General features: G+C 72.2%; 19 protein-coding genes, 1 tRNA gene and 2 pseudogenes. 13 read left to right on the top strand and 9 right to left on the bottom strand.

Translation table 11 applies throughout. The features are described 5' to 3' along the window. Positions 1-198: 198 nt before the first annotated feature. The gene (locus O7598_RS27635) at positions 199-1044 is read left to right on the top strand and encodes a PSP1 domain-containing protein (RefSeq protein ID WP_269694148.1); all 846 of its coding nucleotides are present in this window, start codon (positions 199-201) and stop codon (positions 1042-1044) included. 92 nt (positions 1045-1136) lie between these two features. Here O7598_RS27635 and O7598_RS27630 read toward each other — a convergent pair whose 3' ends face one another. Beyond that, positions 1137-2993, bottom strand: coding sequence for a metallophosphoesterase family protein (locus O7598_RS27630; protein ID WP_442929899.1), 1857 nt, complete (start codon positions 2991-2993; stop codon positions 1137-1139). 12 nt (positions 2994-3005) lie between these two features. On the opposite strand from O7598_RS27630, the gene O7598_RS27625 reads away from it, so the two are divergent. Beyond that, positions 3006-3079: transfer RNA gene (locus O7598_RS27625), tRNA-Thr, on the top strand. Positions 3080-3096: 17 nt separating this feature from the next. On the opposite strand, the gene O7598_RS27620 is transcribed toward O7598_RS27625, so the two are convergent. Both O7598_RS27620 and O7598_RS27615 read right to left on the bottom strand, forming a co-directional pair. Next, complete coding sequence (locus tag O7598_RS27620) at positions 3097-3258, bottom strand: hypothetical protein (RefSeq protein ID WP_269694146.1); 162 nt, start codon at positions 3256-3258, stop codon at positions 3097-3099. Then, positions 3255-3806, bottom strand: coding sequence for a tyrosine-type recombinase/integrase (locus O7598_RS27615; RefSeq protein WP_269694145.1), 552 nt, complete (start codon positions 3804-3806; stop codon positions 3255-3257). The genes O7598_RS27620 and O7598_RS27615 overlap by 4 nt, the downstream gene beginning before the upstream one ends. Before the next feature lie 483 nt (positions 3807-4289). Here O7598_RS27615 and O7598_RS27610 point away from each other — a divergent pair. Together O7598_RS27610 and O7598_RS27605 are read left to right on the top strand one after the other, a co-directional pair. Further along, positions 4290-5105 (top strand): annotated as a pseudogene (locus O7598_RS27610) (IS5 family transposase); the annotation flags it as partial. Between the two features lie 138 nt (positions 5106-5243). Continuing rightward, positions 5244-6070, top strand: a protein-coding gene (locus O7598_RS27605; RefSeq protein WP_269694998.1) for an IS5 family transposase whose coding sequence is annotated in 2 segments (ribosomal slippage) — positions 5244-5580 and positions 5580-6070 — 828 coding nt in all. Because the reading frame shifts where the segments join, the coding sequence is not laid out codon by codon here. Between the two features lie 61 nt (positions 6071-6131). On the opposite strand, the gene O7598_RS27600 is transcribed toward O7598_RS27605, so the two are convergent. Continuing rightward, positions 6132-9848, bottom strand: coding sequence for a hypothetical protein (locus O7598_RS27600; protein ID WP_269694144.1), 3717 nt, complete (start codon positions 9846-9848; stop codon positions 6132-6134). A gap of 958 nt (positions 9849-10806) precedes the next feature. Here O7598_RS27600 and O7598_RS27595 point away from each other — a divergent pair. From O7598_RS27595 to O7598_RS27580, 4 genes are all read left to right on the top strand, one after another. Next, complete coding sequence (locus O7598_RS27595; RefSeq protein ID WP_332367412.1) at positions 10807-11226, top strand: mycothiol transferase; 420 nt, start codon at positions 10807-10809, stop codon at positions 11224-11226. A 30-nt stretch (positions 11227-11256) separates the two neighbouring features. Next, on the top strand, positions 11257-11763 hold the full coding sequence (locus tag O7598_RS27590) for a SigE family RNA polymerase sigma factor (RefSeq protein WP_269694143.1): 507 nt from the start codon (positions 11257-11259) through the stop codon (positions 11761-11763). Continuing rightward, on the top strand, positions 11760-12905 hold the full coding sequence (locus tag O7598_RS27585) for a hypothetical protein (protein ID WP_269694142.1): 1146 nt from the start codon (positions 11760-11762) through the stop codon (positions 12903-12905). The genes O7598_RS27590 and O7598_RS27585 overlap by 4 nt, the downstream gene beginning before the upstream one ends. 95 nt (positions 12906-13000) lie before the next feature. Beyond that, positions 13001-13396 (top strand): VOC family protein, encoded by a 396-nt coding sequence (locus O7598_RS27580; protein ID WP_269694141.1) that lies wholly within the window; start codon positions 13001-13003, stop codon positions 13394-13396. Between the two features lies 1 nt (position 13397). Here O7598_RS27580 and O7598_RS27575 read toward each other — a convergent pair whose 3' ends face one another. After that, the gene (locus tag O7598_RS27575; protein WP_269694140.1) at positions 13398-13910 is read right to left on the bottom strand and encodes a hypothetical protein; all 513 of its coding nucleotides are present in this window, start codon (positions 13908-13910) and stop codon (positions 13398-13400) included. 126 nt (positions 13911-14036) lie between these two features. Here O7598_RS27575 and O7598_RS27570 point away from each other — a divergent pair, with 126 nt between their 5' ends. After that, positions 14037-14621, top strand: coding sequence for a hypothetical protein (locus O7598_RS27570; protein ID WP_269694139.1), 585 nt, complete (start codon positions 14037-14039; stop codon positions 14619-14621). Between the two features lie 127 nt (positions 14622-14748). Beyond that, positions 14749-15495 (top strand): hypothetical protein, encoded by a 747-nt coding sequence (locus tag O7598_RS27565; protein ID WP_269694138.1) that lies wholly within the window; start codon positions 14749-14751, stop codon positions 15493-15495. A gap of 215 nt (positions 15496-15710) precedes the next feature. Here O7598_RS27565 and O7598_RS27560 read toward each other — a convergent pair. Further along, positions 15711-16157 (bottom strand): annotated as a pseudogene (locus O7598_RS27560) (SRPBCC family protein); the annotation flags it as partial. A gap of 71 nt (positions 16158-16228) precedes the next feature. After that, entirely contained in the window at positions 16229-16849 is a 621-nt protein-coding gene (locus tag O7598_RS27555; protein ID WP_269694137.1) for a pyridoxamine 5'-phosphate oxidase family protein, read from the bottom strand. A 165-nt stretch (positions 16850-17014) separates the two neighbouring features. On the opposite strand from O7598_RS27555, the gene O7598_RS27550 reads away from it, so the two are divergent. The 3 genes from O7598_RS27550 (at position 17015) to O7598_RS27540 (ending at position 19228) form a co-directional block, all read left to right on the top strand. Continuing rightward, on the top strand, positions 17015-17521 hold the full coding sequence (locus tag O7598_RS27550) for a DUF2231 domain-containing protein (RefSeq protein WP_091063178.1): 507 nt from the start codon (positions 17015-17017) through the stop codon (positions 17519-17521). Beyond that, a complete protein-coding gene (locus O7598_RS27545) occupies positions 17518-18045 on the top strand; it encodes an Hsp20/alpha crystallin family protein (RefSeq protein WP_269694136.1) in 528 nt (175 codons plus the stop codon). The genes O7598_RS27550 and O7598_RS27545 overlap by 4 nt, the downstream gene beginning before the upstream one ends. A 61-nt stretch (positions 18046-18106) precedes the next feature. Then, positions 18107-19228 (top strand): glycosyltransferase family 9 protein, encoded by a 1122-nt coding sequence (locus O7598_RS27540; RefSeq protein WP_269694996.1) that lies wholly within the window; start codon positions 18107-18109, stop codon positions 19226-19228. Here O7598_RS27540 and O7598_RS27535 read toward each other — a convergent pair. After that, positions 19203-20075, bottom strand: coding sequence for a glycosyltransferase (locus O7598_RS27535; RefSeq protein WP_269694135.1), 873 nt, complete (start codon positions 20073-20075; stop codon positions 19203-19205). The two genes, O7598_RS27540 and O7598_RS27535, sit on opposite strands and share 26 nt — an antisense overlap. Further along, positions 20072-21889, bottom strand: coding sequence for a D-glycero-beta-D-manno-heptose 1-phosphate adenylyltransferase (gene rfaE2, locus O7598_RS27530; protein WP_269694134.1), 1818 nt, complete (start codon positions 21887-21889; stop codon positions 20072-20074). Before rfaE2 ends, O7598_RS27535 begins: the two co-directional genes overlap by 4 nt.

The following is a 21889-nucleotide window of genomic DNA, read 5'->3' as shown; positions in this document are numbered from 1 at the left end:
TCCCCTGCACCCCCCGCAGGTATGCCTTCACTCAACGCGGTCGGCGGGCGTTTGTCCCGGCGCCGGCCCAGGTTTCAACCGTCCGGGCGAGGCGTGGGGGTCGCTTCGGTCGGGTCGACCGGGATGGATCGCTGCGCGGTGTGACCGGTCGGCGACCGGTGAGCCGTCCGGCCGCGCGGGCCCGCGTAGGGTAGGCGCATGGGCATGCTCTGCGCGGTCAGCTTCAACCGGTACGGGCGCCTCTACTACCTCGACCCTGGTGAGCTGCGCCCGCAGGTGGGCGACCGGGTGCTGGTGCCCACCGACGACGGTCCCGAGGTGGCCGAGTGCGTCTGGGCCGCGCAGTGGGTCAGCGAGGACACCGACGGTTTCCCGAAGCTGGCCGGCGCGGCCGGCGACGAGGACATGCGCCGCGACGAGGTGCTGCGCCGGCGCAAGGCCGACGCCAAGGTCGCCGCAAAGCGGCTGATCCGGGAGCACGGCCTGCCGATGAAGGTGGTCGCCGTCGACCATGTCCTCGGCACGCCGGAGACCGGCAGCGACCGCACCACGATCTACTTCACCGCACCGCACCGGGTGGACTTCCGTTCCCTCGTGCGCGACCTGGGGGCGACCCTGCACTGCCGGGTCGAGCTGCGGCAGCTCTCCGCCCGCGACTCGGCGCGGGTGCAGGGCGGCATCGGTTCCTGCGGGCGTGACCTGTGCTGCGCCACGTTCCTCACCGACTTCGAGCCGGTGACCATCCGGATGGCGAAGGACCAGGACCTGCCGCTCAACCCGCTGCGCATCTCCGGCGCGTGTGGGCGCCTGATGTGCTGCCTGAAGTACGAGCACCCGCTCTACCAGCGGTTCCAGGAGTCCGCCCCGGCGGTCGGCACCCGCGTCGACACGCCCCAGGGCGAGGGCAAGGTGGTCGGCCACAGCGTTCCGCGCGACGCGGTCACGGTCCGACTGGACGCCGACGGCTCCCGCTGCCAGTGCAGCCGCGCCTCCGTCTGCGCCCCCCGCCAGTCCCACGACCAGCACTACAACCCCTCCTCCTGACCCACCCCCCACCCCAGCGCGTTGATCATGAAGTTATTGCGCCGACACGCCGATACCGGGGGCAATAACTTCATGATCAACGCGGGCGGGGGTCAGCGGAGGGTGATGGGGGGTTCGGCCAGGCGGGGGGTCAGGGGGGTTTTCGGGGTCAGCCAGGGGGCTGTGGGGGACTGGTCCTCGTTGAGCTGCCAGGCGTGGGAGACCCTGTCCAGGGCGATCGGGTAGATCGTGAGAGTGCCGTCCGGGTCGAACCGGAACCGGAGGAACGCCTTCGAGTCCTCGATGCCCTGGCCGGCGAAGAGCTCGTTCAGGTTCACCCCGAACGCACCCGCCACCAGCAGATAGAGCGCCACCAACTGACTGGCGACCAGCCCGCTCACCGGGCCGTACAGCACCACCGCCGCGACCGCCGGCAACGGCCACGGCCACTCGTAGAACGGCAGGTGCAGCCAGACCCAGGTGCCGCCGGCGGCCAGCGCCACGTGGGCCACCCCGTGCGCCACCCCGAGGATCCAGTGCCGCACGTGCCGCTTCCCGCCCGCGCTCGGCGGCTTGGCGAAGAACGCCGCCCCCAGCAGCGTCACCACCAGCATCGCCACCAGCGGGACGCTGAACAGCCGCTGCGCGGTGGAGTCGGCCCGCTGCGCCGCCACCCCGGCCATGGCCAGCATGAGCAGCGTGTGCAGGGTGCCCAGCAGCGTGGTGAAACCCGGGTTGCGGAACGGCAGCCGGCCGAAGATGCCCCAGCCGTACCGGCGGGAACGCGCCTTCTCCGGATAGCGGGCGGCCAGGTCGTACTCGCGGGTGCGGCTGGCCCGCCGGGTCAGCGTGTCCCGCGGCGGCACCTCCAGCTTCTCCGGCAGCTTGTGCGTGGGATACAGGTAGGCGCCACCGCCGCCGCAGGTGATGAGCTGCCGCTCCGGGCCCGCGTACCGGGCGTAGTGGTGCAGGTCGCCGGAGACCAGCACCCGGACCTGCGCCCCGGTGGGCGCCACGATGGTACGGATGAAGTAGTCGACCGAGTCGTACGCGTTGGGGTGTTCGGCGGCCTTGACCCACGTCGGCGCCGGCACCGCCACGATCACCCGGGACCGTGGGGTGAGCTTGCGGGCCACCTCGTCGAAGTAGGTGAGCTGCGGATCGTCCAGGTACGACCCGGACTGGTCGTCGAGGCCCAGCAGCCACCAGCCGGCCGGCAGCTCGACCGCGAAGTACGAGCGGGACTGCCCGGTGCCCCAGCCGGCGAAGTGCCGGTCCCGGGAGCGCACGAACAGTCGCAGGAACGCGGTCAGGCCGTCGTACCAGTCGTGGTTGCCCGGCACCGCGAAGAGCGTCGGGCGCTCCGGCGGCGCGACCGGCAGCGCCGCCTGGTACGGGCCCTTGCACCGGTCCTCGTACGCCTCGTAGCCGGCCGACGGGTAGACCTGGTCGCCGCCCATCACCAGCGTCTGCGCCCGGGGCAACCGGTGCCCGTCCACGGTCAGCTCCGGCTGGGCGAGCAGGTAGGCGATCGAGTAGGTGGCGTCGAAGCCGTCGCCCAGGTCGGCCACGTAGTCCAACCAGAGCCCGCCGTCCGGCCCGACCTGCCGGAACGTGTCGTCGCCGAACGCGTTCTGCAGCTCCCGCTTGTCCAGGTACGCCCCGAACAGCATGGCCAGCAGCGTCCGCAGGCCGGTGCTGATCAGCAGCAGCGGCGCGAGCCAGGGCACCGGCCGGCGCGGGGTGAACCCCAGTTCCAGCGGGTCCAGGCGGTGCGGCCGGCGGGTGGCCCGCTCGCCCGGGCGCGTCTCGGGGTCCGGCTGCCGCGGCGGTACGTGATCGTCGCTCACCCGCCGCAGGGTAGTCCGCACCGGGCGGGAAGTCTCTCCCGAGCGGGGCTTCCCGTGCCACGGTGTCCGGTTCCGGACGAGGGGGATCCCGTTCGGCTCCCGGCCGGGCGTGCCGTACACTTGACGATCGTTGCCGCCTTAGCTCAGTCGGCTAGAGCGACGCACTCGTAATGCGTAGGTCGACGGTTCGATTCCGTCAGGCGGCTCGGTACAGAAGCCCAGGTCAACGACCTGGGCTTCTGCGTTTCCCAAGGTCCACAGCAGCGCCGCCGGCCGTGCCAGTCCGCAAATAGTCCGCATCCCGCGCGGCGACCGCCTCGTCCAGGCGGTTGGCGACCGCGTCCAGGTCGTCACCGAACAGGCCCGCGTACACGTCCAGCGTCATCGACGCCGAGGCGTGCCCGAGCATCCGCTGCACCGCCTTGACGTGGCGCCCGCCGCCACGGCCAGACTCGCCGCCGTGTGCCGCAGATCGTGCGGAGTCAGCCCCGCCAACCCAACCGACGCAGCAGCCGGCGCGAAGACCCGAGAACGGAAGTTGGTGTTGCGCAGCGGCCCACCGTTCGGAGCGGTGAACACCAGCGCGTCCCGGCCCTTCCCGGCGACGTGCGCGGCCAGCTCGTCGACGAGGAACCGCGGAATCGGCACCGACCGCCGCTGATGGTTCTTCGGCGTGCCCTCCACCAGCTCGCCGCCGACCTCCGCGAACGCCACCGCCACGGTCACCCGACGCCGCAGCAGATCCAGCTGCGAGACCCGCAGCGCCGACGCCTCCCCCCACCGCAGCCCGGTGTAGGCCAGAAACCGCGCCAGCAGTCCGTACCGACCGCACGCCTCCGCGAGCATCGCCAACTGGTCGTGGTCGAGGGACACCGGTTCCTCCTTGACCACCCGAGGCAGCCGCACGCCCCGCTCGGCCTGCTGGCGGCGCAAGCGCCGGCCGATAAGAGCCTTTGCCTCCGGCGGGGGCCAGACGACTCCGAGATGGAGTTGCCGAACGGTTCCGGTTCGTGGGTGGTGGGATGCCATCCCGTCAGCCACCGACCCAGGCGAAGCCGAGCAGACCAGGGCCAGGGTGACAAGGTCGTTCCTTAGGGTTCTTACGTCTGGATGGTTGTTCCGGGCCGCCGGGCCGCCGGGCCGCCGGGCCGCCGGGCCGCCGGGCCGCCGGGCCGCCGGGCCGCCGGGCCGCCGGGCCGCCGGGCCGCCGGGCCGCCGGGTTGGCTGGGTGTGGCTCAAGGTCGTTTGCCGTTGGGTGGCCATGGACGAGCGGCCGCCCAGCCAGCCCAGGGCGCCTTGGCCGCTGATTGAGATCTGCGAGTCGTCGCTTGCTAAGAGGGCATCTGATCCGTGTAGCGGTTGATTCACGTTCGGTCGTGGCTGCGGTGGGCTCGGCTCGTTGATCACGTCGTGGGTGTGAATCGGCGCGGGTATCGGTCGGACTTGTCGGATGAGCGGTGGGCGTTGATTGAGCCGGTGCTGGCCGCGTGGCGGGCGGCTCGGGTGGGTTTGGGGATCAGCCGGCCGGTGCATGACCTGCGGGAGATCGTCAACGCGATCCTGTATGTGGCCAGGACGGGGATCGCGTGGGAGTACCTGCCGCATGACTTCCCGCCGGCGAAGACGGTGTACGACTATTACGCCAAGTGGGAGGCGGACGGGACCACGCAGCGGATCCACGATCTGCTGCGGGAACGAGTCCGGGTCGCTCGGGGTCGTCGGGGGAGCCCGTCGGCGGTGGTGTTGGACTCGCAGAGCGTGAAGACCTCCTGCAACGTCGCCGAGTCCAGCCAGGGCATTGACGCGGCGAAGAAGATCAAGGGACGCAAGCGGCACATCGCCACCGACACCCTCGGTCTGCTCCTGGCGGTGATCGTCACCGCCGCGTCGGTCCAGGACTCCGCCGGCGGCCGGCACCTGCTCGACACCGTTTCGGCCGACCATCCGACTGTGTCCAAGGCGTGGGTTGACGGCGGCTACAACACCGCGGTGCGTGCGCACGGCGCCCGGCTGGGCGTCGACGTCGAGGTGGTGCCCCGCCCGGCAGGCAAGGGCTTCCACGTCCAGCCACGACGGTGGGTCGTCGAACGCACCTTCGGCTGGCTTATGCAGCACCGACGACTCGTCCGCGACTACGAGACCCTCCCGCAACGCACCCGAGCGATGATCCACTGGGCGATGGCTAACACAATGAGCCGCTATCTCACCGGGGAATCCACCCCAACCTTGCGAAACCAGCTAAACGGACCAACCTCGCCAACCGAGATCAGATGCCCTCTTAGAGGTCCTAACTTAATGATGTTGGGCGTAACCGACCGGTTGTGAGGGTCGTTTCGTCTGAACGTGAGGAGGGGTGAGCAGCCGCCGTGGATCGTCTCGGACGAGTTGTGGGCCGAGATCGCACCGCTGCTGCCACCCCGCCCACCACGGCGCAGCCGGTATCCCGGGCGTAAGCCCCTGGACGACCGCAAGGTGCTGTGCGGGATCTTGTTCGTGCTCTACACCGCGATCCCGTGGGAGTACCTCCCGCAAGAACTCGGGTTCGGCTCCGGGATGACCTGCTGGCGCCGGCTACGCGACTGGAACGACGCCGGGGTGTGGCAACGACTGCACGAGATACTGCTCGCGAGGCTGCGCGGCGCGGGGCAGTTGGACATGTCCAGGGCGGTGATCGACGGCTCCCACATCCGGGCGCTCAAGGGCGGCCCAAAACCGGTCCGAGCCCGGTCGACCGCCGCAAGCCTGGCTCGAAACACCACGTCATCACCGACGCCGGCGGCATCCCCCTCGCCGTCACACTGACCGGCGGCAACCGACACGACTCCACCCAGACCACCGCGCTGCTCGACGCCATCCCCGCGATCGGCGGACGCCCGGGCCCACCGAGGCGGCGCCCCGACCGGCTCTACGCCGATCGGGGCTACGACTACGACAGCCACCGCGAACAAGTCCGCGCCCGCGGCGTCACCCCCGTCATCGCCCGACGCGGCACACCCCACGGCTCCGGCCTCGGCACCCACCGATGGGTCGTCGAACGCACCATCGCCTGGCTGCACTGGTTCCGCCGCCTACGCATCCGCTGGGAAATCCGCGACGACATCCACGAAGCCTTCCTCAGCCTCGCCTGTTCCCTCATCTGCCACCCCGGCCCTGGCCCGCTCCACGGTGTGTGGGTCGGCGGCGGACGGGATGGCTAAGGCAGCTGTGGTGCGGTTCGCTGGCGACATGGCGATGGCAGTGGGTACGGACTGACCTGGCTCAACGTTCGTTGCAGGTGGTCTTCCAGGTCAGGACACACGCATCGTCCCCGGCGGTGACGAGCAGGGTGGTTCCGTCGGGGCGGCTCCAGGTGCCCACCGCGTTGATCCCGCTGGTGTGGCCGTGGAGTTCGCCGGCGGGTTGCAGGGTGTCGGGGTCCCACAGCCGCACGACGTTGTCGTCGCCGGCGGTGACGAGCAGGGTGGTGCCGTCGGGGCGCATCCAGGTCCCCACCGCCCTGATCCCGCCCAGGAGCCCGCTGGTGTGGCCGTGGAGTTCGCCGGCGGGTTGCAGGGTGTCGGGGTCCCACAGCCGCACGACGTTGTCGCCGCCGGCGGTGACGAGCAGGGTGATGCCGTCGGGGCGCATCCAGGTCCCCACCGCCCTGATCCCACGCCAGCCCCCGCTGGTGTGGCCGTGGAGTTCGCCGGCGGGTTGCAGGGTGTCGGGGTCCCACAGCCGCACGACGCGGTCCTCGCCGGCGGTGACGAGCAGGGTGGTGCCGTCGGGGCGCATCCAGGTGCCCACCGCGTTGATCCCGCCGGTGTGGCTGTGGAGTTCGCCGGCGGGTTGCAGGGTGTCGGGGTCCCACAGCCGCACGACGTTGTCGTCGCCGGCGGTGACGAGCAGGGTGGTGCCGTCGGGGCGCATCCAGGTGCCCACTGCCCTGATCCCACGCCCGAGCCCGCTGGTGTGGCCGTGGAGTTCGCCGGCGGGTTGCAGGGTGTCGGGGTCCCACAGCCGCACGACGTTGTCGTCGCCGGCGGTGACGAGCAGGGTGGTGCCGTCGGGGCGGCTCCAGGTCCCCACCGCGTTGATCCCGCTGGTGTGGCTGTGGAGTTCGCCGGCGGGTTGCAGGGTGTCGGGGTCCCACAGCCGCACGACGTTGTCGCCGCCGGCGGTGACGAGCAGGGTGGTGCCGTCGGGGCGGCTCCAGGTGCCCACCGCGTTGATCTCGCCGGTGTGGCTGTGGAGTTCGCCGGCGGGTTGCAGGGTGTCGGGGTCCCACAGCCGCACGACGTTGTCGTCGCCGGCGGTGACGAGCAGGGTGGTGCCGTCGGGGCGCATCCAGGTCCCCACCGCCCCGATCCCGCCCCAGCCCCCGCTGGTGTGGCCGTGGAGTTCGCCGGCGGGTTGCAGGGTGCCGGGGTCCCACAGCCGCACGACGCGGTCGCCGCCGGCGGTGACGAGCAGGGTGATGCCGTCGGGGCGCATCCAGGTCCCCACCGCCCTGATCCCGCCCAGGAGCCCGCTGGTGTGGCCGTGGAGTTCGCCGGCGGGTTGCAGGGTGTCGGGGTCCCACAGCCGCACGACGTTGTCGTCGCCGGCGGTGACGAGCAGGGTGATGCCGTCGCGGCTCCAGGTCCCCACCGCGTTGATCCCGCCGGTGTGGCTGTGGAGTTCGCCGGCGGGTTGCAGGGTGTCGGGGTCCCACAGCCGCACGACGCGGTCGCCGCCGGCGGTGACGAGCAGGGTGGTGCCGTCGGGGCGCATCCAGGTCCCCACCGCCCTGATCCCGCCCAGGAGCCCGCTGGTGTGGCCGTAAAGTTCGCCGGCGGGTTGCAGGGTGTCGGGGTCCCACAGCCGCACGACGTTGTCGTCGCCGGCGGTGACGAGCAGGGTGGTGCCGTCGGGGCGGCTCCAGGTCCCCACCGCCCTGATCCCACGCCCGAGCCCGCTGGTGTGGCTGTGGAGTTCGCCGGCGGGTTGCAGGGTGTCGGGGTCCCACAGCCGCACGACGTTGTCGCCGCCGGCGGTGACGAGCAGGGTGGTGCCGTCGGGGCGGCTCCAGGTGCCCACCGCGTTGATCTCGCCGGTGTGGCTGTGGAGTTCGCCGGCGGGTTGCAGGGTGTCGGGGTCCCACAGCCGCACGACGTTGTCGTCGCCGGCGGTGACGAGCAGGGTGGTGCCGTCGGGGCGGCTCCAGGTCCCCACCGCGTTGATCTCGCCGGTGTGGCCGTGGAGTTCAGTGTGGGCTACTCCTCGCCAGATCGCGCGGTCAGCGCGTGGAGCGCCGGGGGGAAGCTGGGCCGCACAGGCGGCGGCGAGGGCGGTGCTGCGGCACTTCACCGCCCAGACATGTAGCCAGCGCAGCTGCTCATCAGCGGTCAGGGCGCTGATGTCGCCCGTTAGCTCTCGTGCGGCGATGGCCTGGCGGGCTTGCGGATCGGTGACGATCTTCCTGATGCGCAGTAGCGGTGGCAGTGCAATCCACAGAAGGTAGCCGGGGTCCAGGGCCAGCCGGTCGAGTTCTCCCGCCGCGGCGGCGTGGTTGGTCAGATGGTGCGCGGCGTAGCTGCCGGCGTCTTCCCACCGTCGGACGCCCGCCTCATCCGCAGCGGGGGTGAGCCGGGCCAGGATCCTACGGTGGGCTTGCCGGGTTGCCTGAGCGCAGCGCGCCGAGAGCTGCACCACCGTGTCGTCCTGGTGGCTGGTCTCGCGTCCGGTCAAGAAGTCCCGCAGACTCTGGTGCCGCAGCCGGTACCAACCAGTCGGATCCTCCGCCCCAGGATCACCCCTGGTGTGGGCCAGGAACGGCCGTAACGGGCCGTCTAGGACGTCCTGCACCTGCCCCAGAGGCAGATCCCCGGCCCAATCGGCGAGCGCGGCACTCGTCAACAGTTCGGTGACCGCTGCCAGCGTGCCCAGAACCGGCAGCACCACAGCGTCCCACCGGCCTGGGTCCCGCTCCCGTATCCGCCGCAGGTTCTCGCTGTAATACCCGGCCAACCCCGCCGGTAGCGCATCGAGACGGTCAACGGGCAGGTCACCGTCGCAGACCTGATCGATCACCGACAGCGCATAAATCCACACCCCGCCGGCAGCCGCGAGCAGACCTCTCGTGAACGCCTCCGGGGCGACGTTGCCCACAGCGAGCCGGGCCGCCAACACGCGGTCGCTGCGCGCACGGAAGGTGATGTACTCCCGTAGATCGTCGAGGTTCGCCTGTCCGGTGACATCGATGCGCTCCACCCTCGCTTCCGCTGGCAGCGGATGCCCCGGACGGGTCGTGGCCACCACCACCACACCCGGCGGCAGCATCCGAGGCAGGCCGAACGCGACCTCACCCGCCGACGGGGCGGGCGCCTCGTCCAACCCATCGATCAGGACCACCAACGGCGACATCTCCCCACGCGCACGCCGCCGCGCCTGAATCGTCATCAGCTGCTGAGCGAACCACGCCGGATCGGTGTAGTTGCCCGGAAGCCCCGCCGACCCATCCACAGAGTCCGTCAGCGGGTATGCGTAGGTGATCTGGGCGGCGAGGTTCGCGCGCGCAGCTTCCGGACTGATCGACTGACGAGAGAAGTGCGCCGGCCAACGCCGCGTCGGCGAAAACGCCAAATACGTCGCCAACGCGCTCTTCCCCAGCCCCGCCTCCGCCTCCACCAACACGTAACCACCAACCCGGCGGTCAGCGACCTTCGCGATGAGTTCGTCGATCTTCTCCACCAGCCACCCGCGGCCGGTGAACCCGCCCACCGGCTCATCACCGACCGTCAGCCCAAGCTCAAGCGGAATCAACGACGGATCAAGAACCACATCCGCCAAACCCGTCGCATTGCCTGCCAGGATCGTGCCCGCAACCGTCCCATAATTCACCCCGACCGTCGGCCCGGAACCCCCACCCAGCACCGAACCGATCCGCTCCGGCACCCCACGACCGAACACACCATCACACTCCCCGGTCACCGCCGCCGCCACGAACATCGCCATAGCTGACGCCGATCGTCGGCCCGGCCCCACCCCCCGACACCCTGCCGATCCTGTTGTCACCGGTGTGCACAACACCAGCCCTCGCGCCCACGGTCGCGCCACGGTAGGTCAACCACGCCGACAACCCTGACCCGAGCACCGCAAGCACCACAAACCCCACCCAGAACCACGGGCCCTCACCGAGGTTGTTCCCCACCACCCCGGCCACCGTCCCCACAGCAAACGCCGCACCCGACCCGGCCGCCAACTTCCCCGCACCAGCCACGACGCCCTCCTCATCCCATCCACCAACCAGCATGCCCGACCGAAGCCACGCCAGTCCTCAATGGATTCGAAATGCAACCACCGAGCGCAAGCGGGCTCAGCATCCCCCGAGGGCCAGGCGGTCCCACGCAGGGCACAACGATGCCCAACGAGTCATGAACCATCTGCACTGGCGGGACATCGAGGGGCCAGCCGAGGACGACTGACAGGCCCAATAGCCGACGCCCTGCGCGGAGCCTGCCTCGGTCCTCATCCAGTCCTCAAGAGGTCGAGCGCCGGCCGCGGGCACTGAGAGATGCCGAGAGGCGTTCTCGCAGGCCGGCCAGGGTTCGACCAGGTGAACGATGGTGGGCAACTTGATCTCGTAATGCGTAGGTCGACGGTTCGATTCCGTCAGGCGGCTCGGTACAGAAGCCCAGGTCATCGGCCTGGGCTTCTGCATTTCCCAAGGTCCATGACACCGCCCCCGGACGTGCCGGTCGGCAAATGTCCCCATCCTGCGCCGACCGAGTCGTCCCTGGCAGGCTTGTGCCGCATGAACGACGACTTCGCGAAGCCAACCTGCACGGGAGACTGCGGCGGGACCGCGTCCCGTCCCGACTCCGTCGCCCGGCCGCGAGGCGCTGCTCTGAAAACTCGACGGCTTGTCCGAGTATGACGTGCGCCGGTCTTCGACCGCCCATCCCCGGAACCGCTGCCCGGGTGGGAGGACTCCGACGGCAACGGTTTCTGGGCGACCGAGGACGAGACCCGCGATCAGGTCATCGGGTTCTACCGGCGCACGTGGGAACACTCGGACGCGACGATCAACGAGCTTTCCCTCGACGCTCCACGTCACGTGCCGTGGTGGTCCGAGCCTTATCCGAACACGAACCTGTTCGCCATCATGGTCCATGTCCTCGGCGAGTCCATCCGGTATGCCGGGCACGCCGACATCCTGCGCGAGGGTCTCGACAGCCGGACCGGGGTGCGCGCCGAGAATGAGCAGCAGATCGACGAGGAAGCCCGTGCAGCCCTACCGAGCGGAGATCGAGCAGGCCGCCAGGTCGGCCGCACGAGTATCCCAAGGATGTCGGGTCCGTCTGGGCAACCATCACGCCGGGTCGACACGTAGATGAGGTGCAGGCCCGACGGAGGAGGACGGTTGGCCGACCGCACCGAGTACGACCAGTTCGTGGTCGACCGATCGCCCCGGTTGCTGCGCGTCGCCTATCTGCTCACCGGCGACTGGGCGGCGGCCGAGGATCTGCTGCAGACCGCCCTGGTCAAGGTCTGGTTCGCGTGGCCCCGGGTGCGCGGAGACGCCGAGGCGTACGTCCGTCGGACCATCGTCAACACCTACCTCTCCTGGCGCCGCCGTCGCTGGACCGGAGAAATCCCGCAGGCGGTGCCCGAGCGCGTCGAGGCGGCCGACCGGGTCACGCAGTACGTCGAGCGGGACGCGTTGTGGCGGATGCTCGCGGAGCTTCCCCGGCGGCAGCGGGCGGTCCTCGTGCTCCGCTACTTCGAGGATCTCACCGAGGCGCAGATCGCCGAGACGCTCGGCATCAGCGTCGGCACCGTCAAGAGCCAGGCCAGCAAGGGCCTGGCGAAGCTGCGCGCGCACCCCGCGCTTGCCGACCGCCGGGACGAGAAGGAGCTCATCCGATGACCGTCGAAGAGGAGCGCCTGCGCCGTCTCCTGACGGCGCAGAGCGCGGAGGTTCCGTCCGGCGAGGACCGTCTGGTGGTGCTGCACCGTCGCATCACCCGGCAACGGCGGGTACGCGCCGCCGGCGTCGCCGCCGCCGTGGTGCTGGCGAGCAGCGCGACCTCGGTGGGTCTGGTCGCGCGTCAGCCCGCCGACTCGACGCCGTCGCCGCCGGCCAGCACATCCTCGGCGTCGCCGGCCCCGACCGTCACGCCGGGTCCGGCGCCCACGCCCGCCGGCGAGCTGCTCCCGGAGTACCTACGCGGGCATCGTCGGGTGCTGGCGCGCGAGGTGGTCCTGCCGGGGCAGTCGACGGTCACCCTGACGTTCACGCCGGACGCCACGGACTTCCGGCTGGGCATCAACTGCGACGACCGGCTGCGTGCGGGGGCGGTGCCCGGCCGATCCGACCACCTGATCCAGGTCGCGGTCGGCAGGAAGGTCGTCGGCACCGGAGACTGCGGCTCGTCGATGCTGCCGGGGCCGGCGCTCGTCGACGCCGGGATGAACGGACACTACGCCCAGTGGAGTGAACTGGGAATCCGTGCGGGGAAGCCGGTGACGATCGTGGTCAGGATCGGCAAGCCGGTGGCGACCGACAACGCGGATGCCCGGCCGGGCGCCGCGACCCACCTCGCCGGCGCGCTGGGGGTCGGCGTCTACACCCCGGTGCCGTTCGAGCAGTTCCCGATGCCGCCCCGGCCCCCCGAACTGGTTGATCTGGACACCGTCGCCGAGTCGGCGACGGGGAATCCTGGTGAGCCCTTCCCGAACGAACTCGGTGCGATCGACGCCCGCACCGCCGCGTCGCCGAACGGCTCGTACCGGCTCGACCTGGCCATGCCGCTGCAGTTGAACATCTACGTCTGCGCCGTGGCGCCCGGCCGGATCCGCGTGCTGGTCGACGGGAAGGAGGTGGAGCGGCGGGCGTTCTACGACTGGTCCGGCGAGTGCGGGACAGGAGGCGCGTTGGCCTCCGAATACGACCTGCCGCCCCGGTTCAAGGTGCCGGTCCGGACCGGGAAACGGGTGACCGTCACGGTCGTCGCCGACAGCTTCACCGTGGCGGGTTGGCAGGTCGGCTTCGCACCGGGTCTCGATTGACCGGCGGGCGTCGGGGGAGGGACCGATGAGTTCGGACCGGTCGCGTGGTCCACCTCGATGACCGTTCCTCTCCGCGCAGACCTGGAGTTGCCACCATGGCCGATCCGACCGTGACCGTCAGCCTGCCGATCGCCGACCGTGTGACGTCACACCGCTTCTACGTCGACGCCCTCGGCTGGACGGCCGTCGGTGAACCGGCGGCGGACGGGATTCCGGAGCCGCTCCAGTTCGCCGTGAACGACGGCCTGCGGCTGATGCTGGTGCCGAGCGGGGGCTTCGGTTGGGTGATCGGCGACCACGAGGTCGCCGAGCGGGGCCACAGCGAGTGCGTGCTGAGCTGGGTCGCCGGAGATCCGGACGAGGTCCGGCGGATCGTCGACCGGGCCCGAGCCGCGGGTGCCCGCGTGGTGACGCCGCCAGCCGGGCAGCCGTGGGGCTACACCGCCACGTTCGCCGACCCGGACGGTCACCTGTGGATGGTGACGGCGTGAGTCAGGTGGCGGCCCGTTGCGCGGCGGTGGTCAGGACGAAGAGTGCGATCAACACTCCCGACCCGGCTCGTACGCGTGGACCCCGGCTGAGCAGGCCCACCACGAGCGTCACCGCCAGCCCGAGCAGCCAGTGCCCGGCCTCGGGATGTCTGTCGGGTTCGAAGCCGAACTGGCCGAGGGCCGCCTTGCCGTAGGCGACGAGCGCGGTTCCGGCGGCCCAGACGATCAGCGTCCAGGCGCAGCGGAGCCCGGGGCTCTCGGTCAACCGTGAGCCGTGGCGAGTGAGCGTGCCGAGCAGGTAGGTCAGGGCCAGCAGCGCCGCCGCGCCGGCGAGCAGCAGGACGTGCAGCCCGACGAAGACCCCGAGCAGCACCCACGGACCCTCGGTGACCCCGCGCAGAAACAGTGCGGCCGTCGCGCCGACCACCGCCGACTGCCCGATCGCCAACTGGTTCGGGTTGGCCGGCTGCGATGCGGACGCCGCCGGTCGTGGTGAGGTGGACCGCTCCGCCATCCGGTCAGGGTGGCACATCCGACGCACCGCCGCCGTCGTCCGACCTGGCCCGCCGCAACAGCCTCTCGATCACCCCAGGCTCCTCGTCCACTCCCCGACTGTCGCAGGTGCCCTAGCATGCTGTGGATGACGGGGGAGACGGGTGGGCGGCCCGTCCCCGTCACCGCGGCCTGCGTCCTGCTCGCGCTACTCGTCGTCGTCGGCTCGTGGGGCGGCATGGTGCTGGTGGTCGCCGGCCAGGTCGTCCCCACATGGTTGGTGAGCGGCGCCCTGCTGTTCGCACCGCTGGTGATCACACCGCTCTGGCACCGCGCGAACCGGTGGGCGCGCGTGCCGGACGACGTGGGCCGGAGCGCGCGGACGCGCCGTGTGCTGGTGCTGCTGACCGTCCTCGCCTGGCTGGGGACCGGACTCGGCCTGCTGGACGACCTTTCCGCCACGTACCGGGTGCTGGAGCCGAGCGGACCGGACGGCTGCCGGGCGGTGGCCCGGCAGACGTCGTTCCTCTTCGCCGGCGGTGGGGAGGTGTACGCCGTCCCGGCGACCGGGATCGGATGGCAGGTGAGCACGTGGACCGCCGACGACGGCGGGACACCGATCACCGACCACGCGTACGAGCTGAGGTGGAGCGACGACGGCGGCAGCCTGATCCTGCACGGCGACGTCGGTCAGCCGGTCTGGCCCGCCCTGCACGAGGTCGACTGCCGCTGACCGTTCTCGCGGGGCACCGGCCGCCCCGCCGGTTCCGCTATCGTGCCGTGGTCGGCCGCCGGGCGCGCGGCCGGCGTTCGGGGGAACGCGCACCATGACTCGTCGCAGACTGTCGTCCGTTGTGGCCATGACCGTCGTCCTCACGCTGGCTGCCGGCTGCACCGACCCGGTCGAGCCCGCCTCGGCCCGGTTCGAGGGTCCGCCGCCCGGCAGTGCCACACCCATACCCACGCCGACCGTCGACGTCCGGGCCGAGCTGGTCGAGGCGCTGCGGCGGTCCCAGGGCGTCCCCCACCGGTATGCGGTGCGCGGCGGCATGCCCGAGGGGAAGAAGGTCAGGGGCGAGGGCGCGCTGGAGCCGAAGGCGCGGAGGTCCCGGGCGACCGTCTCGATCACCGGCGGCAAGGATCCGCAGAAGGGGAGCCGGATCGTGATCGGCACCGACAGCTGGTCGCGCGAGTCGGCCGGCGAGCAGTGGGTGCACGTCGACCTGAAGCGGATCCGCCGCGATGACCCGTTCCTGCGCTTCGACTGGGCCGACCCGACCGGGCTGAAGGCGTTCGCCACGTCGATCGTCTCGGCCGACCGGACCGGCCCGCGCACGTACACCGGGCGTTTCGACCCGAACGGCAAGGACGCGAAGCCGTTCCTCCCGGTCGGCGCGCCGGGCATCATCTCGCTGGGTATGCCGCCGTCACCGTTCACGGTCGAGACCGACGCGCGGGGCTGGGTCACCTCGATCTCGGTGACGTTGACCCCGAGCGAGGGGCCGAAGCTGGCGCTGGTCACCACGTTGAGCGGGCACGGGACGGCCATGAAGATCAGCAAACCGTCGGGCGCGGCCGAGGCAGCCGACTTCTACTACAGCAAGTAACGAAGGGAGCCCGGCGGGCGCGACCGAATCGGCCGGCCCCCCGGGCCCACTCCGGCAGGGCGGAAGAAGGTCTATCGGGGCGGGTACGTGTCGGTCGGCGCGTACTCCGGTTCGGTCTCCGGCGGCGGCGGTTCCTCGTCGGTGTCCGCGCGGTGTCGGGCCGCCGGCTCTGCCGGGTCGACCTCGGCGGAAGGCTCGAGCATGCCGCCGGGGGCGATGGTGCCGCGCCAGCCGCCCGACTCGACCTGCTGGCCCTCGATGAACTCCTTGAACCGCTCCAGGTCGGATTCCGCCTGCCGGTCCACCAGGTGCAGCTTCTCGCCGGCCTGCTCGACGAGGCCCTCCGGCTCGTACTCCAGAAGGAGCTGGACCTGGGTGTGGCCGGCGTCGATCGGCGCGAACCGGACCATGCCGGCGTTCGCCTTGCCGCCGGTGGCCGCCCACGCCACCGACCGGTCCGGCACCTGCTCGACGATGGTGGCGTCCCACTCGCGCTGCACGCCGGCGATCTCGGCGACCCAGTGCATCCGCCGGTCGTCGAGCTGCCGCACCTCCCGCACACCGCCCATGAACCGCGGGAAGTCCTCGAACTGGGTCCACTGGTTGTAGGCGGTGCTGACCGGCACGTCGACGTCGATGGACTTCTCGACCTTCCTGGTCATGACCACTCCTTGTCGTCCCGTCGTCTACACCGGATCCGTACCCCGGCGGATCCGGCCTAACCGGCCGCCGGTCAGACGTAGAGCTTCTTCGCGTAGTCGGGGCCGTAGTGCCGTTCCAGGTCGGCCAGGCTCTCGGCGGGCGCCTCGACCTCCTTGACCAGGCGGGGCCGGGACGGCAGCGCCTCCGGCTCCCAGGTCTCCGGCCGCCACAGCTCGGAGCGGAGGAACGCCTTCGCGCAGTGGTAGAAGATCTGCTCGACGGCCACCTCGACGGCGAGCACCGGCTGGTGGCCCTTGACCTCCATGTCGGCGAACCAGGGCGCGTCGCGGACCAGCCGGGCCCGGCCGTTGATCCGCAGCGTGTCGGTGCGGCCGGGGATCAGGAAGATCAGCCCGACGTGCGGGTTCGCCAGGATGTTGCGGTAGCCGTCGGCGCGCCGGTTGCCGGGCCGCTCCGGCAGGGCGATGGTGGTGTCGTCGAGCACCAGCGCGAAGCCGGGCGGGTCGCCCTTGGGGGAGACGTCGCACGTGCCGTCCGCGCCGGCGGTGGCGACCAGGCAGAACGGTGAGGCGGCCAGCCACTCCCGGTCGCGCTGGTGCAGGGTGCGGCGTTCCTTCGCCAGTGCCCGGCCCATCGGCTCGCCCAGCAGGTCGCGTAGTTCCTCCGGGCTGGTGATCTCCTGCGTCGTCACGTCTGCCTCCCCCGTCCGTTGACCTTGACGACGGTTCCGGCCCGCGACGGGTCGGAATCCGCCATGGTCAGTCTAGGAGCATGTCGGACGCCGGGTTTGCCCCCGACGTCGACGGGTAGGGACCGGATCACAGCGCGTGTCCGGACGCGACGGTTGGAGGTCGAGATGGAGAGCCGACTGAAGGTGCTCGGCCATCCCGTGCATCCGATGCTGGTGATGTTCCCGGTGGCGCTCCTGGTGACCGCGGTGATCTTCGATGTGGTCGACACCGTGGGTGGGCCGGACTTCCTCGGCGAGGTCGCCTACTGGAACATCACCGTCGGTCTGATCGGTGGCCTGCTGGCCGCCGTGGCCGGCGCGTTCGACCTGCTCGCGCTGCCGACCGGCACCCGGGCCAAGCGGGTCGGGCTCCTCCACGCCGCCGCGAACATCGCGGTGATCCTGCTCTTCGCCGCCGTCTGGGTGGTCCGGCTCAACGCCGACTCGCGGGCGGCCGGTGGCGCCCTGATCGCCATCGAGGTGGTCGCCGTGGCGATCCTCGGGATCAGCGCCTGGCTCGGCGGCGAACTGGTGGACCGGCTCGGCGTCGGCGTCGACCCGGAGCACGACCTCAATGCGTCCAGCTCGCTGCGACCCGGCCCGGCCAACCAGCGGATCGGAGACGTGCGATGACGGAACAGCGGAGCTGGCTCGGTCGCCAGCAGGGTTGGGACCCGATGGGCGAGCTGCAGGCCCTGCGCTCCGAGCTGAGCCGCCTGGTCGGCGGTCGCTCCGGCACCCCCGACGTGGAGACGTCCGAGGTGGCCGACGGCTGGGAGGTGACGGTCCGGCTCCCCGGTGTGGCACCGGAGGAGGTGGCCGTCGAGCTGGACGACCGGGAGCTGTGCGTCCGGGCCCGGTCGGAGGCCGAGGTCAACGCCGACCAGGGCATCCCGGGCGGATTCACCACCCGCGGCTTCGAATACCGCGTCGACCTGCCGTCGCGCGTCGACCCGGAGCGGATCGACGCGGTGATGGACCACGGCCTGCTCCGGGTGCGGCTGCCCCGGGCGGCCCGGCCCGCGCCGCGCACCATTACCGTCGGCCGCACCGGCCCGCACGTGGCCGCCGGTCGTACGCCGAGCCAGGCCGACCCGGCCGCGGACCGGGAGCTGCACCACCCGGACACCACCGTCGACGAGATCGACCGTCCCTAGGCGCGCCGTGGCCGACCCGTTCGAAGACTCCAGTTCGGCGCGTGTGTCGCCGCGCCGCGACGTGGAGCCGTCGTCGGTGCTCGGCCCGGTCGGTGAGCGGGTGCCGGACGTCGGGCGGATCGCCGTGCTGCGGGCCAACGCGCTCGGCGACTTCATCTTCGTGCTGCCCGCACTGGAGGCGTTGCGGGCCGCGTACCCGTCGGCGGAGATCGTGCTGCTCGGCGCGCCGTGGCACGCGGCGCTCTGGCGCGACCGGCCCGGCCCGGTGGACCGGGTGCTGGTGGTGCCGCCGGGGCCCGGCATCCGCGAACCCGGGCCCGACGAGTCCCCGGTCGACCCGGCCGGCTTCCTGGCCGCCGCCCGCGCGGAACGGTTCGACCTGGCGGTGCAGGTGCACGGCGGCGGCGCCAACTCCAACCCGTTCGTCGCAGGCCTCGGCGCCCGGGTCACCGCCGGGCTGCGGGCCGGCGACGCGCCGCCGCTCGACCGCTGGCTGCGCTACGTCTACTACCAGCACGAGGTGATCCGTTACCTGGAGGTGGCCGCCCTGGTCGGGGCGCCGGCCACCACCATCACCCCGGCGCTGGCGGTCACCGACGCCGACCGGGCCGAGGCCGTCGCGGTGCTCGGCCCGGCCACCCGGCCCCGGGTGGCGCTGCACCCGGGCGCCACCGACACCCGGCGGCGCTGGCCGGCGGAGAGCTTCGCCGAGGTCGCCCGGGCGTTGACCGCCGACGGGTACGAGGTGCTGGTGACCGGTACGCCCGTGGAGCGGGAGACGGTCGACGCGGTGGTCGCGGCGGCCGGCGTGCCGGTCCGCCCGCAGGTCGGCACGCTGGGTCTCGGCGCGCTCGCGGCCGCGTACGCGGACTGCGCGCTGGTGGTCTCCAACGACACCGGGCCGCTGCACCTGGCCGCCGCGGTAGGCGCACCCACGGTGGGGATCTTCTGGGTCGGTAACCTGATCAACGGGGCGTCCCCGCTGCGCGGCCGGCACCGCCCGATCGCCTCCTGGACCACCCGGTGCCCGGTCTGCGGCGTCGACTGCACGCCCGGGATCTACCCGCACCGGCCGGGCGACGGCGACTGCCCGCACCGGGTGTCGTTCGTGGCCGACGTGCCGGCCGTCGAGGTCGTCGAGGCGGCCCGCGAGCTGCTCACACCTCCGCGTTCGACTCGTTGAGCACGACCTCCCACGCCTCCACGTCGCGTTCGGTGACCGTGGTCGGCGACTCCAGGTGGTAGGCCCCGCTGGGCAGGACGCCGGCGCCGCCGTGGCGCTCCAGCACCGCGAGCTGGGCGGCCACGTCCTCGCCCTGGTGCCGCTCGGGCAGCCGCTCCCAGAAGTCGAAACCGCCGGCGTCGACCAGCTTGGCCCGGTCGTAGAGCACGCAGCCACCGATCCAGGAGATCTTGTACGCCCGCCAGGCGCCCGCCGGCAGCGCCAGCTTCTCGGTGACGTGCAGCAGGTTCGCCGCCGGGTGGATCGACGCCCGGTGCCACTCCGGCGTGCCCGGGCGGATCCGCTCCGGCTCCGGGCGGCCCGCCCACTCCTCGTAGTGCCGGTGGGTGTCCGGGCGCACGTCGTCGGCGTAGGAGAGGCCGTGCACCGCGTTGCCGACGAACCCGCAACCCAGCTCGTCCAACGCGCCGACCAGCCGGGACAGGCTGCCCGGCTCCAGCCACACGTCGTCGTCGAGGCAGAGCACCGCGTCGGCGGTCGACTGCGCCAGCAGGTAGGAACGGTGCTCGGCCAGCCCGCGCCGGGGCAGCCGCCGGGTCAGCAGCACCGGGTGCCCGCGGTGGCGCAGGGCCCGGACCATGGTGGCCGCGGCCGGGTGCGCGTACGCGGGGTCGCCGTCGGACTGGTCGCTGACCACCACCCCGAACCCGGGCACGCCCTCCTGGGCGGCCAGCCCGGAAAGGGTGACCGCCAGCTCGGCCGGCCGGTTGCGGGTGGGGATCAGCACGTCGACCCGCCTCCGGTGGCGGAACTGCTCGGGCGTGCCCGGGTCGAGCGGTCGGGTCACGCGGGCCTGCTCTCGCCGACGGTGGGGTTGTGCTGGTGCGACTGGGCGCGGATGCGGTCGATGATCGCCGAGGTGGAGCGGTCCGGCACGTAGCCGAGCGTGCGTACCTGGCCGCCGAGGCGGCGTACCAGCGGCGCCTCCGGCACCATCTCCGGCGGGTAGTCGCCGCCCTTGACGTAGACGTCCGGCCGGACCGCCTCGATCAGCCGGGCCGGCGAGTCCTCCTCGAAGATCACCACGTGGTCGACGCAGGCCAGCGCCGCCAGCAGCGCGGTCCGGTCCTCGACCGGGTTGACCGGCCGGTCCGGACCCTTGAGTCGCCGTACGCTGCCGTCCGAGTTGACCGCCACGATCAGCAGGTCCCCGAGCGCGCGGGCCTGGGTCAGGTAGCGGACGTGCCCCGGGTGCAGCACGTCGAAGCAGCCGTTGGTGAACACCACCGACCGGCCCGCCGCGCGGTGCTCGGCGACGAGCGCGGTCAGCTCCTCCGCGCCGACCAGGGCCGGATGCCCGGCCTCCTCGCCGGCGGTGCCCAGCGCGGCGAGCAGGTCCTCCCGCCGGCACACGCAGGTGCCGGTGTCGGCCACGGTGATGGTGGCGGCGAGCTGGGCGAGCTGCGCCGCGGTCGGCAGGCCCGCCTCGGCGGCGAGCGCCAGCGTCATCGCCGCCAGGTACGCGTCACCGGCGCCGACGGCGTGGCTGGCCGGGACCGGGGTGCTGTGGCTGCGTCGGGGTGAGCCGTCGGCGCCGCCGACCACCGCGCCCTCGGTGTCCAGGGTCACCGCCACCACGTCCGCGCCGGTGTGCGCGCGCAGCTCGGACAGGCGCGACTCGGCCAGCACGGCCCGGTCCACACCCTCGCCGGCCGACGCGCTCACGGTCACCCCGGTGCCGGTGACGCTGAGGCCGTTCCCGGTCAACGCCACCCGCTCCTCGCCGGGTGTCGGCTCGCCGGTCGGCCCGGACGCCGCGGAGCGCCCGGCGACCTCACCGGTGGGGCGTTCGCCGGCCCCGCCGGGCGCGGCGCCGACCACCAGCTCGGACGGGCCGTCGGCCTCCGCCGGATGGTCCAGGTGCAGGTCACCGCCGCCACGGACGGCACCCCGTTCGGCCTGGGCGAAGCCGGCGGCGGCGCGGGCCAGCAGCCGGGTCGCCTCGGCGAAGCTGGGGGTCACCACGGTCGGGTTCAGGCCGCGCCAGTCGGCCAGGTCGTGCGCGTCCAGCGCCACCGTGCCGTACCGGTCCCGGTTGGCGACCAGCCAGGCGCGTACGGTCGAGGGCAGCGCGCCCAGGCCGTAGTCGCAGACCACGAGCGTGATCGGCGCCCCGGCGGCCACCGCGCGCAGCTCCTCGGTGGCGCAGTGCAGCGCGGTCAGCAGGCGGGCCACCCCGTCGTCCTCGAGCGCGTCCTCCGGGCCGCCGGAGTCCTCCCGGAGCAGGATCTGGTTGCCGGCGAGCATCCGTCGCTTGACCGGGGTGGGCCGGCCGGGCTGGCTCACCGTACGGTCCCAGACCGCCGCCCGGTCCAGGCAGTCGTGCAGCTCGTCGCCGGCGACGTCGGCGCCGACCGGGGCGACCAGGGCGGCCCGGCCGCCGAGCGCGGCCACGTTGACCGCGGTGTTCGCGGCGCCCCCGGCGGCGGAGATCCGGCGGCGCAGGGTGAGAACCGGCGCGGGGGCCTCCCGGCAGAGGCGCTCCGACTCGGCGAACCGCCACTCGTCCAGCATGGCGTCGCCGACGACCAGCACGGGACGCTCCTGCCAGCTCGCCACCACGGTGGCCAGCCGGCGCTCTTCCGCCGCTGCTCCTGCCAT

This window comes from Micromonospora sp. WMMC241 (assembly GCF_027460165.1).
In the GTDB taxonomy this organism is placed as follows: domain Bacteria; phylum Actinomycetota; class Actinomycetes; order Mycobacteriales; family Micromonosporaceae; genus Micromonospora; species Micromonospora humi.
The sequence above is the reverse complement of the archived record's forward strand: the minus strand, read 5'-3'. Positions and strand labels throughout refer to the sequence as shown.

Coding starts and splice junctions, on each gene's coding strand:
- O7598_RS27635 (WP_269694148.1), top strand. CDS start 199: ATGGGCATGCTCTGCGCGGTCAGCTTCAACCGGTACGGGCGCCTCTAC.
- O7598_RS27620 (WP_269694146.1), bottom strand. CDS start 3,258: ATGACGCTGGACGTGTACGCGGGCCTGTTCGGTGACGACCTGGACGCG.
- O7598_RS27600 (WP_269694144.1), bottom strand. CDS start 9,848: ATGGCGATGTTCGTGGCGGCGGCGGTGACCGGGGAGTGTGATGGTGTG.
- O7598_RS27585 (WP_269694142.1), top strand. CDS start 11,760: ATGACCGTCGAAGAGGAGCGCCTGCGCCGTCTCCTGACGGCGCAGAGC.
- O7598_RS27580 (WP_269694141.1), top strand. CDS start 13,001: ATGGCCGATCCGACCGTGACCGTCAGCCTGCCGATCGCCGACCGTGTG.
- O7598_RS27575 (WP_269694140.1), bottom strand. CDS start 13,910: ATGGCGGAGCGGTCCACCTCACCACGACCGGCGGCGTCCGCATCGCAG.
- O7598_RS27570 (WP_269694139.1), top strand. CDS start 14,037: ATGACGGGGGAGACGGGTGGGCGGCCCGTCCCCGTCACCGCGGCCTGC.
- O7598_RS27565 (WP_269694138.1), top strand. CDS start 14,749: ATGACCGTCGTCCTCACGCTGGCTGCCGGCTGCACCGACCCGGTCGAG.
- O7598_RS27550 (WP_091063178.1), top strand. CDS start 17,015: ATGGAGAGCCGACTGAAGGTGCTCGGCCATCCCGTGCATCCGATGCTG.
- O7598_RS27545 (WP_269694136.1), top strand. CDS start 17,518: ATGACGGAACAGCGGAGCTGGCTCGGTCGCCAGCAGGGTTGGGACCCG.
- rfaE2 (WP_269694134.1), bottom strand. CDS start 21,889: ATGGCAGGAGCAGCGGCGGAAGAGCGCCGGCTGGCCACCGTGGTGGCG.